Genomic DNA, 15323 nt, shown 5'->3' with positions numbered 1-15323 from the left:
TCGCACTCATCGCCGTCAGGACGAGGCGGCCACCATGGAAGGGACACCTCTGCAACGATGCACGAGCGACGCTATTGACGCGCCGGCAAGGCGACGGCTCCCGGTGCGCTCTCGGCCGAGCGGCGCGGGTGCCTGAGCCGGCAGGCGCGCCTGAGCCGGGCGGCGCGGGCGCCTCGGCCGTGGCAGGCGGGCACCGGGGCTGGCGCCGACGCGGGCACCGCGGCGCGGATGGGATGCTGGGAGCACCCGTTTCCGCCTGCCGAGGGAGATCACCGTGGCCCGTCTGTCCGTCGGGGACACCGCCCCCGACTTCGTCCTGCCGACCGTCGACGGCTCCGTCAGCCTCGCCGACCTGCGCGCGGAGGCGGAGCGCGGCGTCATTGTCTACTTCTACCCGGCGGCGGCCACGCCGGGGTGCACGACGCAGGCGTGCGACTTCCGCGACAGCCTCGCCGCACTCCAGGCCCGTGGCTACGCCGTCGTCGGCGTCTCTCCGGACCCGGTGGACAAGCTCGCCCGTTTCGCCGAGGCGGAGTCGCTGCCCTTCCCGCTCGCCTCGGACACCGACCACACGGTCCTCGAGGCGTGGGGCGCCTGGGGCGAGAAGAAGAACTACGGCCGCACGTACACCGGCGTGCTGCGCTCGACCGTCGTCGTCGACCCAGCCGGCGCCGTCACCCTCGCCCAGTACAACGTCAAGGCGACCGGCCACGTGGCGCGTCTGCGCCGCGAGCTCGGGATCGACTAGCGTCAGGGCGTCGGCACGGCCCCGCGGGCCGTGCGCCGACGAGCGCGAGTGGCGTAATTGGCAGCCGCGCCAGGTTTAGGTCCTGGTGTCTTCGGACGTGCGGGTTCGAGTCCCGCCTCGCGCACGACCATCCCGCCCCCGCCCCGGCGGCGGCCGGAGAGACGGACGACGGCGAAGGAGGCCTGTGGTGCACGAGCGGACGACGGCGGAGGTACGGACATGAGCGGGCTCGCGTCCGACGACGTCACCCCCTGGCTCTCCCCCGCCGAGCTCGACCTCGTGCGGCGCAAGGTCCCGATGATCTACGTCGACCTCGTCCCCGTGCGGGTCGACGCCAGCGGCACCGTCCAGGCGATCGGGCTGCTCCTGCGCAACCCGCGCGAGGGCGGGATCTCCCGGGCCCTCGTCTCGGGCCGGGTGCTTCTCCACGAGAGCGTGCGCCACGCGATGCTGCGCCACCTCGAGAAGGACCTCGGGCCGCTGTGCCTGCCGCGCATCCCCGCCGCGCCCCAGCCGTTCACCGTGGCGGAGTACTTCTCCACCCCCGGCCAGGGCTTCCACGACTCGCGCCAGCACGCCGTCTCCCTCGCCTACGTCGTCCCCGTCGACGGCGACTGCCAGCCCCAGCAGGACGCCCTCGACCTCACGTGGCTCACCCCCGCCGAGGTGCTCGACCCCGACGTGCTCACGGAGATGGTCGACGGGCACGAGGTGCTCCTGCGCCAGGCGCTGGCGCACGTCGGCCGCCTCCTGTGAGCCGGGCGGCGACGGCGGCGGGCAGCCGGGCCCCAGCGGCGGCGAGCCGGGGGATGCACCCGGGCGCCGTCGTCGCCCTCGACGTGGTCTGCGTGGCCGTCTTCATCGCGGTGGGCCAGGCGTCCCACGCCGGCGACGGCGCGGCGACGCACCCGCTCCTCGCCGTGGCGCCGTTCCTCGGCGCGCTCGTCCTCGCCCACCTCGTGGTCCGGCGCGGCCGCGAGCGGGTCTGGCCCGGCGGCGTCGTCGTCTGGCTCGTCACATGGGGCGGCGGCATGGCCGTGCGGGCGTTCGTCAACGACGGCGTCGCCCCGGCGTTCCTCGCCGTCGGGCTCGGGGCGCTCGGCGTGCTCCTGCTCGGGTGGCGCGCTGTCGCGGCGCTCGTGCGACGGTCCGGGGCACGCTGACGCGGGCGCGCTGACGCCGGGCGTGCTGACGGCGCCCCGCCTTACTCGCCATGAGCCGCCTCCGACGGAGGCGGGGGCTCTCGGGGAGTGCTGAAGCACTATGGGCACAGCCACGCTCCCCACTGATCGGACGAGCGATCGGGCGGGCGGGCAGCTGAGGGTGGTCAGTCCGCCAGGACGGCGGCGATGCTGGGGGCGAGGGCGCGGAACGCCTTGCCGCGGTGGCTGAGGGCGTTCTTCTCCTCGGGGCTCAGCTCGGCGGCGGAGCGCTCCTCGCCGTCGGGGCGCAGGACCGGGTCGTAGCCGAAGCCGCCGGCCCCGCGCGGGGCCGTCAGGAGCGTCCCGGGCATGGTGCCGGTCTCGACGACCTCCTCCCCCGCGGGCGTGACGAGCGCGGCGGCGCAGAAGAAGTGCGCTCCGCGGTGCTGGGCGGGCACGTCGCCGAGCTGGGCGAGGAGGAGCTCGAGGTTGGCGCGGTCGTCGCCGTGCCGCCCGGCCCAGCGGGCGGAGAAGATGCCGGGCGCGCCGCCGAGGACGTCGACGCACAGGCCGGAGTCGTCGGCCACGGCGGGCAGGCCGGTGGCCGCGGCGAGCGCGCGCGCCTTGATGAGGGCGTTCTCGGCGAACGTCACGCCGTCCTCGACGGGCTCGGCGACGCCGAAGTCGCCGGCGCCGACGACGTCCTCCGGCGTGAGGGCGGGCAGGAGCGGGGCGAGGATCGCGCGCAGCTCGCCGACCTTGTGGGCGTTGTGCGTGGCCAGGACGAGCCGGGGGCGACGGGTGGTGCTGGCGCCGCCGGTGGCCGTGGCGCCGTCGGGTGCCGTGGTGCCGCCGGGGGCCGTGGGAGCGTCGGGCGCCGCCCCGTGCCGTGCCGCCCCGCCGGTCGAAGCGCCGCGGGACCCGCCGTCGGCGCTCATGCGCGGGTGCGCAGCGGCTCCGCGAGGGCCGCGCGCTGGATCTCGGTGAGGCGCGCCGTCCCCATGACGGCGAGGTCGAGCAGCTCGTCGAGCTCGCTGCGCTGGAACGGCTTGCCCTCAGCGGTGCCCTGCACCTCAACGAACCCGCCGGAGCCGGTGACGACGACGTTCATGTCCGTCTCGGCGGCGACGTCCTCGACATAGGGCAGATCGAGGACGGGCTGGCCCGCGACGATCCCGACGCTGACGGCCGCCACGGAGTCCGTGAGGACGGGCTTGGACGCGCTGCGGGCGGCGATGGCGCCCTGCGCCTGGCCCCACGCGACGGCGTCGGCGAGCGCGACGTAGGCGCCCGTGATGGCGGCGGTGCGCGTGCCGCCGTCCGCCTGGAGGACGTCGCAGTCGAGGACGATCGTGTTCTCCCCGAGGGCGGCGACGTCGATGATGGCGCGCAGCGAGCGGCCGATGAGCCGGGAGATCTCGTGCGTGCGGCCGCCGACGCGCCCCTTGACCGACTCGCGGTCGCTGCGGGTGTTCGTCGAGCGCGGGAGCATCGCGTACTCGGCGGTCACCCAGCCGAGCCCGGAACCCTTGCGCCAGCGCGGCACGCCCTGCGTGAAGGAGGCGACGCACAGCACGCGCGTGCCGCCGAACTCGACGAGGACGCTGCCCTCGGCGTTGTCGTGCCAGCCACGGGTGAGGCGGACCTCGCGGAGCTCGTCGGGGGCCCGGCCGTCGGCCCGCAGGGAGATCGTGTGGTCCGCGGAGGTCGTCATCCCATCAGGCTACCCAGGCCGGGCGGCGGCGCGTGCAGCCCCGGCGAGTCGGCCCGGCGCGTCACCGCACGGCCGCGCGGTGCCGGGTCATCCCGTGTTCTGCAGGCCCGCGGCGATGCCGTTGACGGAGAGCAGCAGCAGCCGCTGGAGCTCCGTCGTCTTGGCGGCGTCCTCGCCCGCGGCCTGCCCGCGCAGCGCGCGCAGCGCCCGGAGCTGGATGAGCGAGAGGGCGTCGACGTAGGGGTTGCGGAGCTGGACGGCGCGGCCGAGCACGCGCCGCCCCTCGAGGAGGTGCCCGTGCTGGGTGATCTCGAGGACCCACCGGGTGGTGACGTCGAGCTCGGCCATGACGAGCGCAGCGAGGTCGTCGCGGTCGCCGAGGTCGAGGTAGCGCTGGGCGATGCGCGCGTCGGTCTTCGCCAGGGACATCTCGACGTTGTCGATGAGGGTGTTGAACAGCGGCCACTCGCGGTAGGCCTGGCGCAGCACCTCGATGTCGCCGACCGCCTCGAGCGCGGAGCCGAGGCCGAACCAGCCGGTGAGGTTGATCCGGGCCTGGGTCCAGGCGAACACCCACGGGATGGCCCGCAGGTCCTCGAGGGACTCGACCGAGAGCCCGCGCCGCGCCGGCCGGGAGCCGAGCGCGAGCAGGCCCACCTCCTCCTGGGGGGTGACCTGGGCGAACCACGGTGCGAAGCCGTCGGCGTGGACGAGCTCGAAGAACTTCTCCCGCGAGACGGCGTCCATCCGCGCCGCGACGTCGGCGAAACGCTCGGCCGCGGCGGCGTTGTGCTTCTCCGTGGACGGGGCGGACGCGAGCAGCGTCGCCGCCGCGACCTGGTCGATGTGGCGCGCGGCGATCGCCTTGTTGCCGTAGCGGGCGGTGATGACCTCGCCCTGCTCGGTGAGCTTGAAGCGCCCGTCGACCGAGTGGGGAGGCTGGGCGAGGACCGCACGGTTGGCGGGGCCGCCGCCGCGCCCGAGCGCACCACCGCGACCGTGGAAGAGCGTGAGCCGGATGTCGTGCCGGCGGGCCCAGGCGGCGATCTCCTCCTGCGCGACGTACAGCGCGAGGGTCGCCGAGACCGGGCCGACGTCCTTGGCGGAGTCGGAGTAGCCGAGCATGACCTCGATGCGGTTGCCCGTGGCCGCGAGCCGGTCCTGCACCTGCTCGATGGCGAGCATCTCCTCGAGGATGCGGGGCGCGGCCTGGAGGTCGTCGAACGTCTCGAACAGCGGCACGACGTCGAGCACGGGTGCCGCCCCCGCCGAACCGAGCGCGTGCTCGGCGAGGCGGTAGACGGCGGCGATGTCCTCGCTGCCCTGGGTGAAGGAGACGGTGTAGCGCCGGCACGCGTCGACGCCGTGGCGCTTCTGGATCGCGGAGATGGAGCGGAAGACCTCGAGGACCTCCTCGGGGTCGACGCTCGGCTCGGGGACCGAGGCCGGGTCGTCGATCCACGCGAGGGTCTGGTCGTGGACCTTGGCGTGCTGGCGCACCTCGAGCTCGGTGAGGTGGAACCCGAAGGACTCGACCTGCCAGATGAAGTTCTGCAGGTCCCCGTGGGCCTTGCGCAGCGCACCGCCTGAGCGCAGGGAGTCCTGGACGATCCGCAGGTCGGTGAGGAGGTCCTCGGCCACCGCGTAGGCGAGGTCGGCGTCGCGGTCGCGGGTGGCGGCGAGGCGCGCGGCGACGACGAGCATGACCTGGCGGTGCGGCTCCTTGGGCGACCGCGCCGCGATCTCGCTCGTCAGGTCCGCGGAGAGCTGGCGCTGACGGCCCCACAGGGCGAGGAGCGCCTCCGAGGGGGGCGTCGTCGTCTCGTCGAGCGTCATGGCCGCGCCCACCCGGGCGCACTCGCGCTCGAGCGCGCCGAGGATGTGCTCGGAGGCGATCGCAGCGGCCTTGCGGGTGATCGCCGCGGTGACGTTGGGGTTGCCGTCGCGGTCCGCGCCGATCCAGCTCCCGAGCCGGACGAACGACGTCGCCCGGGGGGCGGCCTTGCCGCGCTCGTCGCCGGTGAGCCAGTCGTCGGTCTGGCGGTACACGTGCGGGAGGATGTCGAACAGTGTCGTCTCGAAGACGTTCATCGCCGTGTGGACCTCGTCCAGCGGCGACGGCTTCGTGTGCCGCAGGTGGGCGGTGCGCCACATCGTGTCGATCTCGGCGAGGAGACGACGGCGGATCTCGAGCCGCCCGCGCTCCCCCAGGCGGGGGTCGTCGCCCGCGGCGACGAGGTCGGAGATCCGGCGGATCGTCTCGGAGATCGCGCGGCGGCGCGCCTCGGTGGGGTGCGCCGTCAGCACGGGGTGGAACTCGAGCTCGGCGAGGCGGCGTGCGGCCTCGTCCTCACCGATCTCCTCCGCGAGCTGGGTGAAGGCGCCCGCGAGGGTGTCGGCACCCTGCCGCCCGCCCTCGGGGGTGTCCCGGGCACGCAGCGAGCGCACGCGGTGGTACTCCTCGGCGAGGTTGACGAGGTGGAAGTAGCACGTGAAGGCCCGGGCGACCTGCTCGGCGCGCTCGGGGCTGAAGGAGGCGACGAGGCTCTCCGCCTCGGCGAGGAGCTCGCCGTCGCCGTCGCCGAGCGCGGCGATCGAGAGCTCGCGCAGGCGCTCGACGTCCGCGAGGAGCTCCGGCCCGGCGTCCTCGGTGAGCACCTGCCCGAGGAGGGAGCCGAGGAGGCGGACGTCGGCGCGCAGCTCGTCCGGCATGAACGAGGCAGCGTCCCCTCGTGTGCGCGCCGCGTCAGTGGTCTCGATCGCGTCAGTCATGCACGCAGGTTACCGACGTGCGGGCACCGCATGCGCCGGGCATCCAGCGGGCAGACGCCTACAGGACCCACGTGGCGCCGGGCTCGGCGAGGTCGATCGGGCCGTGGTAGACCTCGTGCGCCTCGCCCCGGACCACCTCGGGATCGTTCCAGGGCGGCAGGTGCGTGAGGACGAGGCGGGAGACGGCGCTGCTCGCCGCGAGCTCGCCGGCCCGGCGTCCGGTGAGATGAACACCACGTGTCGTGTCGCGCCCCTCCTGGAACGCCGCCTCGGAGAGCAGCAGGTCGGCGTCAGCGGCGAGCTCGGCGAGCCCGGGGCAGGAGTCCGTGTCCCCGGTGTAGGCGAGCACGACCTCGCGCCGCCCGCCCTCGCTCGGCCCCGTGACCCGCACGCCGTAGGCGGGCACCGGGTGCTCGACGGCGACGGGCTCGACCCGCAGGGGCCCGACGTGCACCGCCGTGCCCGGCACGAACGCCTCGAAGGTGAACTCCGTCGAGAGGTCGGCGTCCTCGTCGTCGCCGGCGACGGCCCGGACCCGCGCGGGGGTCTCGGCGGGCCCGAGGACCCGGACGGGGCCGAGCGCGCCCTCCGGGTGGTAGCGGCGGTAGACCTGCAGCCCCGTCATGTCCGTCATGTGGTCGGCGTGGAGGTGGCTGAGGACGACGAGGTCGAGCTGCGCCGGGTCGACGTAGCGCATGAGGGCGCCGAGCGCCCCGGAGCCGAGGTCGAGCAGGACGTTCCACGTCCGCACCGCTCCCCCGGGCCCCGCTGGGCCCTCCGCCTGGAGGAGGTAGCACGACGACGGGGACTCCGGGCCGGACATCGAGCCCGAGCAGCCGACGACGGTCAGCCTCACGTGACGGGCTCCAGCTCGGCGGCGCTACGGACGTGGTCGACCTCCGGGCCGAGGAACCGGCGGGCGAGGCGGGTGAACTGGGCGGCGTCGCCCGTGGCGAGGAAGCGGTGCGCGGGCGGCCCGGCGGCCGGGTCTCGCTCGAGGTCGTGGGCGACGAGCGTGCGGTAGGCGTCCTTGGCCGTCTCCTCCGCGCTCGAGACGAGCGTGACCTGCTCCCCCATGACGTAGGAGATGACGCCGGTGAGGAGGGGGTAGTGCGTGCAGCCGAGGACGAGCGTGTCGACGCCGGCGTCGCGCACCGGCGCGAGGTACTCCTCCGCGACGGACAGGAGCTCGGGCCCCGACGTGACCCCGCGCTCGACGAACTCGACGAACCGGGGCGCCGCGGTCATCGTGAGGTCGAGCTGGGGCGCGGCGGCGAAGGCGTCGCGGTACGCGCCTGACTCGATCGTCGCACGCGTCCCGATGACCCCGACACGGCCCGAGCGCGTCGCGGCGACCGTGCGCCGCACGGCCGGCTGGATGACCTCGACGACGGGCACGCCCGCGTCACGGGTGTATCGCTCGCGGGCGTCGCGCAGGACGGCTGCCGAGGCGGAGTTGCACGCGATGACGAGGAGCTTGACGCCCGAGGCGACGAGCCGGTCCATGACGTCGAGGGCCATGGCACGCACCTGCGCGATCGGCCGTGGCCCGTACGGTCCGTTGGCGGTGTCCCCGATGTAGAGGACGGACTCGTTCGGGAGCTGGTCGAGCACGGCGCGCGCGACAGTCAGACCCCCGACGCCGGAGTCGAAGATGCCGATCGGTGCATCGCTCACAGTCCCTGACCCTAGTGCCCGCGCCCCCGGGTAGACATGGCGTCGAGCAGTGACTCCTGCCACCACGTCAAGGCTGTGTAGAGGCTGGCGAGCGCACTCTCGAGCGCGTCGGCCTCGTCCTCCGGCTCACCGGCCGCGGTCCGCCCGTAGACGGCCTCCGCGTCGTGCTCGTCCTCGATGCCCAGGCGTGCCGACAGGACGAGCCGGACGTCGTTGAGGGCCGCCAGCCACTGCGGCTCCGTCCCGTCCCGCACGACGACGACGCCCGAGCTGGCGCGCAGCGCGGACCACACGAGGGCGAGCCGCCCGACCTTCTCGGCCCGCAGCGAGCCCTCGGTCAGGCGTCGCATCTCTCCCGCGAGCGCCTCGTCCTCGGTGCTCGCCGGCGGGAAGAGCCGCGCGAGCGCGGGGTCGGTGGGGACCTCCTCCCCCGCGGGGTCCCAGTCGAGGGCGGCGAGGACGGCGGCCTCGCCGGCCCCGTCGTCGAGGTGGGTCTCCGGTGCCGGCGCCGACCCGGACGGGCCGCCCGCACCGGCCGACGGCGGCGCCGCGGCCGCCAGGTCCCCGGCGCTCTCCTCGAGGGAGGTGCCGAGGAGCTCGGCGGTGTCGGCGACGACGCGGGCGATGATGCGCAGCTCGGCGGGCTCGAGCTGGCAGGCGAGCCCACCGGGCACGACGACGAAGGCGTGCACGTCAGTCCTCCCCGCCCTGGGCGAGGGTGGCCCACAGCCCGTAGGAGTGCATGGCCTGCACGTCGACCTCCATCTGCTCGCGCGACCCGGTCGAGACGACGGCCCGGCCCGCCTCGTGGACCTGGAGCATGAGGCGGTGCGCGGTGGCCTCGGGGTAGCCGAAGTACGTGCGGAACACGTACGTCACGTAGCTCATGAGGTTGACCGGGTCGTTCCACACGGTCGTGCGCCAGGGACGCTCCGGGACGACGTCCCCCGCCGCCTCGCGGGCCCTCTCCTCGACCGGGGCGACGTCCGGGACGCTGCTCACGGGGGTGCGGGACATGGCGCCCAGCCTAGTCGGGTGGCGCGGGTGACTACGGTTGCCCCCATGGCGACGACCGCACCGAGCACCGCGCTGCTGACCGACCGCTACGAGCTGACCATGCTCGAGGCGTCCCTGGCCTCGGGGGTGGCACAGCGGCACTGCGTCTTCGAGGCGTTCGCGCGCCGCCTGCCCACCCGGCGCCGGTACAACGTCGTCGCCGGGACCGGACGCCTCCTCGACGCCGTCGCGGCCTTCCGCTTCGGGGACGCCGAGCTGGGCTGGCTCCGCGAGGCGGGCGTCGTCGGCCCCGAGACGATCGACTACCTCGCGAGCTACCGGTTCTCGGGCGACATCGTCGGTTACGCCGAGGGCGAGTGCTTCTTCCCCGGCTCCCCCGTCATCACGGTGACCGGCACCTTCGCCGAGTCCGTCCTCCTCGAGACGATCATCCTCTCCGTCCTCAACCACGACTGCGCCGTCGCCTCGGCGGCCTCCCGGATGACGACCGCCGCGCACGGCCGGCCGTGCCTGGAGATGGGGGCCCGCCGCACGCACGAGGCCGGCGCCGTCGCGGCCGCCCGCGCCGCCGTCGTCGGTGGCTTCGCCGCGACGAGCGTCCTCGAGGCGGGCCGCTCCTACGGGATCCCGACGATCGGCACGGCTGCCCACTCCTTCACCCTCGCCCACGACGACGAGGAGGCGGCCTTCGCCGCCCAGGTCGCCACGCTCGGGCCCGCCACGACGCTCCTCGTCGACACGTACGACATCGAGCGCGGCGTCGAGCGGGCCGTCGCCGCCGCCCGCGCCGGGGGCGGGGAGCTCGGGGCCGTACGGATCGACTCCGGCGACCTCGTCGCGCAGGCGTTCACCGTGCGCGAGCAGCTCGACGGGCTCGGGGCGACGGGCACGAAGATCGTCGTCACCTCCGACCTCGACGAGTACGCCATCGCCGCGCTCGGCGCGGCACCGGTGGACACCTACGGCGTGGGCACCGCGCTCGTCACCGGCTCCGGCCACCCGACGGCCGAGCTCGTCTACAAGCTCGTCGCGCGGGAGAGCAGCGCCGGGACGATGGAGGACGTCGCCAAGGCGTCGAAGTCGAAGAAGTCCGTGGGCGGGTACAAGACGGCGGGGCGCATCCTCGACGACGGCCGCGCCCGCGAGGAGCTCGTCGTCGCCGGCGACGACCCCGAGGCCACGGCGCGAGCGGTCCGCGAGGCGGGCGCGCGACCGCTGCAGGTCCCCCTCGTGCGGGCCGGCGTCATCGCCGACGAGCACCGCGGACCCGACGCCCTGCGTGCCGCGGCGGAGCGGCACCTCGCCTCACGGGCGGAGCTGCCCTACGCGGGCTGGCGGCTGAGCGAGGGCGAGCCGGCGATCCCCACCCGCCACGTCGACATCGACTGAGTGCCGACGTGCGGACGGGCCGCACCCCGAGGGGGTGCGGCCCGTCCGGCCGGCGTGTGCGAGCAGCGCGTCGCCGCGTCAGACGCGGGTCTTGCCGCCGCCCTTGCGAAGCACGCTGAGGATGAGCGAGATGACGACGACGGCGATACCGATCCAGATGAGGATCTGCGCGGCCTCGACGGCGACACCGATGATGAGCATGACGACGCCGACGATGATGAGGATCAGCCAGAGAGGCATGAACGTGTCCTTTCTCGAGGAGCCGCCGGAGGGTGACGGCCTGTACTGAATTGATCATGGCACCGGTCGGTCCGACCGGCATCCCGAGAGCGTCAGCGGCGTCCGCCCGCAGCCCGGTCGGAGGCGGGCGCACCGCCCGTCCGGGTCCCTCGCGCGACCGCCCGGACGGTGAGGACGGTGCCCGCGACGACGGCCCCGAGCGCGACGACGAAGGCGACGGCGAGGGCCGGGCCGGCACCCGCCGTCGTGGCGACGACGGCCGGTACGGCGACGAGGACGACGGCGCACGCCGGCACGAGCAGGGTCCCCGCGACGCGCTCGCGGCCGCCGGTCCGCGGTGACAGGAGGAGGAGCACCGCGCCACCGAGCCAGAACGGCAGGGAGAGGACGAGGGCGCCCAGCCCGGCCCCGACGAGGCCGCTCACGTCGACGACCGCGCTCCGGACGTCCACGCTCCCGTCGGGTCCCACCGACACGGTCCGCGCCGTCAGCAACCCGCCCGCCCCGACGACGACGAGGACGACGAGGACGACGGCGATGACGAGCAGCGCGGCCGCCACACGCGGCACCCAGTCGCGCTCGAGCACCGGGGCGTGTGCCGCCGGGGCGGGCGTCGCCAGGGTGGGGAGGCCGTGGCCGGTGACGACCGGCGCCGGGTGTCCGAGGTCGCGCAGCGCGGCGGCAGCGACCGCGTCGGGCGGGCCGAGCTCGGTGAGCACACGGTCGACGTCCGCCTGGCCCGAGGGCCGGGGACGGGCGGCGAGTGCCGCCTCGATGTGCTCGCGGAGCCCGGCGAGCACCTCGGCGCGGTCGTCGGGCTCGAGCGTCGCGAGCATGCGGGCGACGTCGTCGAGGTAGGAGGCCACGCGCTCGCGACCCAGCGTTGCGTTCATCGTCGGTCTGCTTCCTGCTCGAGGGTGGAGTCGACGGCGTCCCGGAAGGGGCGCCAGACGCCGGCGAAGGTACCGAGGGCGCGGTCGCCGTCGGCGGTGAGGGCGTAGTACCGCCGCGGCGGCCCCTCGACGGACTCCTGCCACGTCGTGGCGACGAAGCCGGACTTCCGCAGCCGGGCGAGGAGGGGGTAGAGCGTGCCCTCCCCGCTCATGAGGACGCCGTCGCTCGTCAGGTCCCGGGCGAGGTCGAGGCCGTAGCGCGGCCCGTCCCGCAGGAGCGCGAGCACGCAGTACTCGAGCGCACCCCGCCGGAGGTTCGACAGGATGCTCCCCTCATCAGGTACCATGCGTCACAAGGTAGCGATCGAGCCTCGCCTCCGCAAGACCCCTCACCCGACGGCCGCGCCCCGCGCGCTCCCGCGCCCCGCGCGCCCCCGCGCCCCCCACCCCCCTCGTGATCATGCAGAGATGTCGGCGGCCGCCGCCCGCGCCCCCATCGGCGCTTCTGCATGATCACGACAAGGGGCGTGGGCGCGACCACGGGTGAGGGCGCCACCGCGCGAAGGAGTGCTAGGTGCGGCCGACGAACCACCGGCGCAGGAGGGCGATCCGGGCCTCGATCTCCTCGGTGCGCGCCTGCGCGACCTCGGGCCCGCCACACCGCGAGCGCAGCTCGGTGTGCACGACGCCGTGGGGCGTCCCGCTGCGCCGCGACCACGCCGAGACGAGCGTCGAGAGCTCCTTGCGCAGCTCGGCGCGGCGGCGGTGGTCCTCGACGCCGGAGTTGGTGCGGCGCTGGGCCTGGGCGCTCGTCTCGCGCTTCTGCTGCTTGATCTGCTCGGCCTGGTGGGCGCGCAGGAGCGTCGTCACCTGCTCGGGCTCGAGCAGGCCCGGGATGCCGAGGAAGTCGTCCTCGGCCGAGGAGCCGAGCTCCGCGCCGGCGCCGAACTCGCCGCCGTCGAAGAGGACCCGGTCGAAGGAAGCCTGCGCGTCGAGCGCCTCGAAGCCGGGGAGGGTGAGGTCGTCGCTCGCCTTCTCGGCGCGGTTGGCGGCCGCCATGTCCGCGTCCTCCGGCGTGAAGAAGGCGCCCTTCTCCTCCGCGGTGAGCACGCGGTCGAGGGCGTGGTCGCGCTGGGCCTCGAGCTCGCCGGCGAGCCCGAGGAGGATCGGCACGCTCGGGACGAAGACGGATGCCGTCTCCCCGCGGCGCCGGGCGCGGACGAACCGGCCGACGGCCTGGGCGAAGAAGAGCGGGGTCGACGTCGCGGTCGCGTACACGCCCACCGCGAGGCGCGGCACGTCGACGCCTTCGGAGACCATCCGCACGGCGACCATCCAGCGCTGGTCCCCCCGGGCGAACTCCTCGATGCGCTCGGACGCGCCGTCGTCGTCGGAGAGGACGACGACGGCCGGCTCGCCCGAGACCTCGCTGAGGATGCGGGCGTAGGCGCGGGCCTTCGTCTGGTCGGTGGCGATGACGAGGCCGCCGGCGTCGGGCATGGCGCGGCGGACCTCGCTGAGGCGACGATCGGCGGCGGCGAGGACGGCGGGGATCCAGTCCCCCGTCGGGTCGAGCGCCGTGCGCCACGCCTGGGCGACAAGGTCCTTCGTCAGCGGCTCGCCGAGGTTGGCGCTCATCTCGTCCCCGGTGCGGGTGCGCCAGCGCATCTGGCCCGAGTAGGAGAGGAAGATGACGGGCCGCACGACGCCGTCGCGCAGGGCGTCGGCGTAGCCGTACGCGTGGTCGGCCTTCGAGCGGCGGATCCCGTCGGCGTCTCGCTCGTACGTGACGAACGGGATGGCCGCGGTGTCCGAGCGGAAGGGCGTCCCGGTGAGGCCGAGCCGCCGGCGGGCCGGCTCGAACGCCTCCCGCACGGCGTCACCCCAGCTGAGGGCGTCGCCGCCGTGGTGGATCTCGTCGAGGATGACGAGGGTGGGCTCCGCCTCGGTCCGCGCCCGGTGGAGCGCGGGGTTGGCCGCGACCTGGGCGTACGTGAGCGCGACGCCGTCGAACCCCGCGCCGTGGCGGCCCTGGGCGTTGCGGAACGCCGGGTCGAGCTGGATGCCCACCCGCGTGGCGGCGTCGGCCCACTGGCGCTTGAGGTGCTCGGTGGGCGTGACGACGGTGACGCGGCGGACGGCGCCGCGCGCGAGGAGCTCCGTCGCGACGCGCAGCGCGAACGTCGTCTTGCCGGCGCCGGGGGTGGCGACGGTGAGGAAGTCACGCGGGTCGCGCTCGAGGTAGGTCGCCAGGGCCTCGGCCTGCCAGGCACGCAGGCGCGACGCCGTCCCCCAGGCAGCGCGCGCCGGGTAGGCGGGCGAGAGCTGCTCGGCGGCCGCCGTCGAGACGACGGACGGGCCCGCGTGGGGCGGCGTGGGCGGCCTGCGCGTGTTGGGCGCGCTCACTCCCCGCTTCCGGAGGAGTCCTTGCCGCCCTTGCCACCGCGGCCGGACCGGCCGCCGGAGCCCTCGCCACCACCGGCGTTGATGCCCTCGTAGATCGCCTTGCACGCCGGGCAGACCGGGTACTTCTTCGGGTCGCGGCCCGGCGTCCACACCTTCCCGCACAGCGCGACGACCGGCTGGCCGGACATGGCGGAGGAGACGATCTTCTCCTTGCGCACGTAGTGCGCGTACCGCTCGTGGTCACCCGGCTCGACGGCCTCGCGCAGCTCCTCGCGCTCGAGGACGCTCGTTCCCGCCGCCGGCTGCGAGGACGGGTGGCCGGGCTCGGCCGGGGCGCTGGGTGGCTGCGGGGAACTCATGCCCCAAGTCTAAGCACCCGGCGCGCGTGCGCCAGCGACCTGTGGGGAGAGGTCGCGCACCCGCGCCGGTGCACGCCCCTCCCGGGTGCCGTGCCCTAGATGGACTGCCACTCCGGCTTGGTGGCGTACGTCTCGCGGTAGTAGCTCGCGCGCTCGAGCCGGGAGGCGGACGCGTCGTCGAGGAGGACCGTCGCGTGCCGGTGGTGCTGCATGATCGTCGCGGGCCACATGGCGCTGACGGGCCCCTCGGCGAGCTGGCGGACCGCCTCGGCCTTGCCCTCGCCCGTCGCGACGAGGACGAGGTGGCGCGCCTCCATGATCGTGCCGAGGCCCTGCGTGAGGCAGTGCTGCGGGACGGCGTCGACGTCGTCGTCGAAGAAGCGGGCGTTGTCCTTGCGGGTCTGCGTCGTCAGCGTCTTGATCCGCGTGCGCGAGGCGAGCGAGGAGCCCGGCTCGTTGAAGGCGATGTGCCCGTCGGTGCCGATGCCGAGGATCTGCAGGTCGATGCCGCCGGCGTCGACGATGGCCTGCTCGTACGCCGCGCACGCCCCGGGGAGGTCCGCGGCGAGGCCGTCCGGGCCCTGGACCGCGCCGGGTGCGAAGTCGACGCGGCCGGCGATCTCGCGCTCGATGACGTTGCGGTACAGCTCCGGGTGCTCGGCACCGAGGCCCACGTACTCGTCGAGCATGAAGGCGCGCGCACGGGCGAAGGAGATGCGGCCCGCCTCGTGGCGCCGCACCAGCTCGTCGTAGACGGCGAGCGGGCTGGACCCGGTCGCCAGGCCGAGGACGGCGTCAGGCTTCTCGGCGAGCAGCCGCTCGATGGCGTCAGCGACCAGGACGGCGATCTGCTCCGCCCCGGGCTGGATCACGACCTCCACGTGGGTTGCACCTCATTCTTCGTCGGGCGGCACGAGCGTGTGCCTGCCCCAACCCTAGTGACGAACGCGCGGGGGCGCCCCGGCC

General features: G+C 74.7%; 17 protein-coding genes and 1 tRNA gene. 5 read left to right on the top strand and 13 right to left on the bottom strand.

Annotated features, from left to right (window positions below):
- The first annotated feature begins 274 nt into the window (after positions 1-274).
- From bcp to V2J63_RS10300, 4 genes are all read left to right on the top strand, one after another.
- Positions 275-748 carry a thioredoxin-dependent thiol peroxidase gene (gene bcp, locus V2J63_RS10315; protein WP_331230954.1) on the top strand — a complete coding sequence of 158 codons (474 nt, stop codon included), beginning with the start codon at positions 275-277 and terminating at the stop codon, positions 746-748.
- Positions 749-790: 42 nt separating this feature from the next.
- Positions 791-872 (top strand) — tRNA-Leu (locus tag V2J63_RS10310).
- 95 nt (positions 873-967) lie between these two features.
- Entirely contained in the window at positions 968-1504 is a 537-nt protein-coding gene (locus tag V2J63_RS10305) for a DUF4916 domain-containing protein (RefSeq protein ID WP_331230953.1), read from the top strand.
- A gap of 53 nt (positions 1505-1557) precedes the next feature.
- Complete coding sequence (locus V2J63_RS10300) at positions 1558-1911, top strand: DUF3054 domain-containing protein (protein ID WP_331230952.1); 354 nt, start codon at positions 1558-1560, stop codon at positions 1909-1911.
- 164 nt (positions 1912-2075) lie between these two features.
- Here the strand turns inward: V2J63_RS10300 and rdgB are convergent, their stop codons facing one another.
- From rdgB to clpS, 7 genes are all read right to left on the bottom strand, one after another.
- Positions 2076-2828 (bottom strand): RdgB/HAM1 family non-canonical purine NTP pyrophosphatase, encoded by a 753-nt coding sequence (gene rdgB / locus V2J63_RS10295; RefSeq protein WP_331230951.1) that lies wholly within the window; start codon positions 2826-2828, stop codon positions 2076-2078.
- Positions 2825-3604 (bottom strand): ribonuclease PH, encoded by a 780-nt coding sequence (gene rph / locus V2J63_RS10290; RefSeq protein WP_331230950.1) that lies wholly within the window; start codon positions 3602-3604, stop codon positions 2825-2827. The genes rdgB and rph overlap by 4 nt, the downstream gene beginning before the upstream one ends.
- A gap of 87 nt (positions 3605-3691) precedes the next feature.
- Positions 3692-6376: a phosphoenolpyruvate carboxylase gene (locus V2J63_RS10285; protein WP_331230949.1), complete on the bottom strand. Its 2685-nt coding sequence runs from the start codon at positions 6374-6376 to the stop codon at positions 3692-3694.
- Positions 6377-6434: 58 nt separating this feature from the next.
- The gene (locus V2J63_RS10280; RefSeq protein ID WP_331230948.1) at positions 6435-7232 is read right to left on the bottom strand and encodes an MBL fold metallo-hydrolase; all 798 of its coding nucleotides are present in this window, start codon (positions 7230-7232) and stop codon (positions 6435-6437) included.
- Positions 7229-8053, bottom strand: a complete 825-nt coding sequence (gene murI / locus V2J63_RS10275; protein ID WP_331230947.1) for a glutamate racemase — start codon at positions 8051-8053, stop codon at positions 7229-7231. The genes V2J63_RS10280 and murI overlap by 4 nt, the downstream gene beginning before the upstream one ends.
- A gap of 11 nt (positions 8054-8064) precedes the next feature.
- Entirely contained in the window at positions 8065-8745 is a 681-nt protein-coding gene (locus tag V2J63_RS10270) for a DUF2017 family protein (protein ID WP_331230946.1), read from the bottom strand.
- 1 nt (position 8746) lies between these two features.
- Positions 8747-9070 carry an ATP-dependent Clp protease adapter ClpS gene (gene clpS, locus V2J63_RS10265; protein WP_331230945.1) on the bottom strand — a complete coding sequence of 108 codons (324 nt, stop codon included), beginning with the start codon at positions 9068-9070 and terminating at the stop codon, positions 8747-8749.
- A gap of 45 nt (positions 9071-9115) precedes the next feature.
- On the opposite strand from clpS, the gene V2J63_RS10260 reads away from it, so the two are divergent.
- Positions 9116-10459: a nicotinate phosphoribosyltransferase gene (locus tag V2J63_RS10260; RefSeq protein WP_331230944.1), complete on the top strand. Its 1344-nt coding sequence runs from the start codon at positions 9116-9118 to the stop codon at positions 10457-10459.
- Between the two features lie 78 nt (positions 10460-10537).
- Here V2J63_RS10260 and V2J63_RS10255 read toward each other — a convergent pair whose 3' ends face one another.
- From V2J63_RS10255 to nagB, 6 genes are all read right to left on the bottom strand, one after another.
- Positions 10538-10699, bottom strand: a complete 162-nt coding sequence (locus V2J63_RS10255; RefSeq protein ID WP_331230943.1) for a hypothetical protein — start codon at positions 10697-10699, stop codon at positions 10538-10540.
- A 92-nt stretch (positions 10700-10791) separates the two neighbouring features.
- On the bottom strand, positions 10792-11592 hold the full coding sequence (locus V2J63_RS10250) for an HAAS signaling domain-containing protein (RefSeq protein ID WP_331230942.1): 801 nt from the start codon (positions 11590-11592) through the stop codon (positions 10792-10794).
- Positions 11589-11939, bottom strand: coding sequence for a PadR family transcriptional regulator (locus tag V2J63_RS10245; RefSeq protein WP_331230941.1), 351 nt, complete (start codon positions 11937-11939; stop codon positions 11589-11591). The genes V2J63_RS10250 and V2J63_RS10245 overlap by 4 nt, the downstream gene beginning before the upstream one ends.
- 223 nt (positions 11940-12162) lie before the next feature.
- Entirely contained in the window at positions 12163-13998 is a 1836-nt protein-coding gene (locus V2J63_RS10240; RefSeq protein WP_331230940.1) for a DEAD/DEAH box helicase, read from the bottom strand.
- Positions 13995-14357, bottom strand: coding sequence for a DUF3039 domain-containing protein (locus V2J63_RS10235; protein ID WP_331230939.1), 363 nt, complete (start codon positions 14355-14357; stop codon positions 13995-13997). The genes V2J63_RS10240 and V2J63_RS10235 overlap by 4 nt, the downstream gene beginning before the upstream one ends.
- Positions 14358-14452: 95 nt before the next feature.
- A complete protein-coding gene (gene nagB / locus V2J63_RS10230) occupies positions 14453-15238 on the bottom strand; it encodes a glucosamine-6-phosphate deaminase (RefSeq protein WP_331230938.1) in 786 nt (261 codons plus the stop codon).
- Positions 15239-15323 lie beyond the last annotated feature (85 nt).

Origin of the sequence: Georgenia wangjunii (genome assembly GCF_036421975.1) — a bacterium.
Classification (GTDB): domain Bacteria; phylum Actinomycetota; class Actinomycetes; order Actinomycetales; family Actinomycetaceae; genus Georgenia_A; species Georgenia_A wangjunii.
Note: the sequence above shows the minus strand (reverse complement) of the source record. Positions and strands in the feature narration are given on the sequence as shown.